2 protein-coding genes are annotated in these 1,732 nt (G+C 73.6%); one reads left to right on the plus strand and one right to left on the minus strand.

Annotation, left to right across the window (positions count from 1 at the left end):
• Positions 1-105: 105 nt before the first annotated feature.
• The gene (locus ACWEVO_RS36150) at positions 106-660 is read left to right on the plus strand and encodes a hypothetical protein (RefSeq protein ID WP_452311884.1); all 555 of its coding nucleotides are present in this window, start codon (positions 106-108) and stop codon (positions 658-660) included.
• Here ACWEVO_RS36150 and serS read toward each other — a convergent pair.
• Positions 644-1,732, minus strand: a 1,089-nt coding sequence (gene serS / locus ACWEVO_RS36155) for a serine--tRNA ligase (protein WP_452311885.1), incomplete at its 5' end; no start/stop codon positions are given. The genes ACWEVO_RS36150 and serS overlap by 17 nt on opposite strands.

Raw genomic sequence — 1,732 nt, forward strand, 5'->3', positions numbered from 1 at the left:
TGATCTCCCGAGCGGGGGGCCGGGTGCGGCCGGCCCGCCGCCCCCCGGCTGCCCGCCCCGCGCCCGTTCGCCCGGGCCCCCCGGCTGACCCGCTCGCTCCCGTCCATGGCGTTGTTCGGCGCGGCGTACGCGCTGACCTCGCTCAGTTGCGCGATCGCCCCGTTCCTGGCGATCGTGGTGGCCAGCCTGCGGGCCGGCTCCCCGGTGCGCGGGCTGGCGCTGTTCGGCGCGTACGCGCTGGGGATGGCCCTGGTGGTCGCGGTTGCCGCGCTCGGCGTGGCGCTGCTGCGTGGCCGGGTGGTGGCCGGGCTGCGCGGCGCCGGCGCGTGGGTGCCCCGGCTCAGCGGCCTGGTGCTGCTGCTCGCCGGCGGCTACGTCGCCTGGTACGGCTGGTACGAGGTGCGCCTCGCCCAGGGCCACCACGACGCCTTGGACGACCCGGTGGTGCGGGCGGCAACCGAGGTGCGGCAAACCCTGACCAACACCCTGAACGTGGCCGGCCCGGCCCTGCTGGCGGCCGCGCTGGCCGCGTTGCTGCTCGCGGCCCGCCGCCGCCCCCGCGATCTTGCACTCGTGGCCCCGGCAAAGGCCGCAAGTCGGACTCCTTGCGGGCCGGAAGTGCAAGATCGCGGGTCGGAGCCCGTCAGCGGATCGGGGTGAGCCGGTCGGCGCCCAGCTTGTCGCGGAGCACCTCCGGCACCAGCACCGAACCGTCGGCCTGCTGGAACTGCTCGAGGATGGCCGGGAAGAGCCGGCTGGTGGCCAGCGCCGACCCGTTCAGGGTGTGCACGAAGCGGGTCTGCTTGCCGCCCGGCTCCCGGTAGCGGATGGCCGCCCGTCGGGCCTGGTAGTCGCCGCCCCAGGAGACCGACGACACCTCCTTGTACTTGCCGGTGCTCGGCATCCAGACCTCGACGTCGAGGGTCTTGCGCATCGAGGCGCTGGCGTCGCCGGCCGCCAGCAGGCTGGTCTGGAAGTGCAGGCCGAGCTTGCCGACCAGGCCCTCCACGTGACCGACCATCGACTCCAGCGCGGCGTCGGCCTGCTCGGGCAGGGTGAACTGGAAGATCTCCACCTTGTTGAACTGGTGGCCGCGCACCGTGCCCCGCTCGTCGGAGTGCGAGCCGGCCGCCTCGCGCCGGTAGCACGGGGTGTAGGCGAACGCCTTCAGCGGCAGCTTCCCGGTCTCCAGGATCTCGTCCTGGAACGCCCCGAGGATCGCCGTCTCCGCGGTGGGCAGCAGGAACTGGCCGCGCGCGCTCGACTGCTTGTCGATGTGGTAGACGTCGTCGTGGAACTTCGGGAACTGGCCGGCGGCGAAGCCGGCGCTGTCCAGCAGCAGGTGCGGCGGGAGCAGGAACTCGTAACCGGCCTGGATGTTCTGCTCGATCAGCCAGTTGACCAGCGCCCACTCCAGCCGGGCGCCCATGCCGGTGTACATCCAGAAGCCCGAGCCGCCGAGCTTGACGCCCCGCTCGTGGTCGACCAGGCCCAGCGCGCGGCTCAGCTCCACGTGGTCGCGGACCTGCGCGATGGCCGGCGGCTCGCCGAAGGTGCGGACGACCCGGTTGGCCTCCTTGCCGCCGGCGACCACGTCGTCGGCGGGCAGGTTGGGCAGCTCGCTCATCGTGGAGCGCAGATGCACCGGCTCCCCCAGGCCGCCGCCTGGCTGCGCGGCGTCGACGGGCGCCTCGTCCTGGGCAACTACGTGTACGCCGACGGCGCGACCAAC

It is taken from the genome of Micromonospora sp. NPDC003776 (assembly GCF_053605645.1).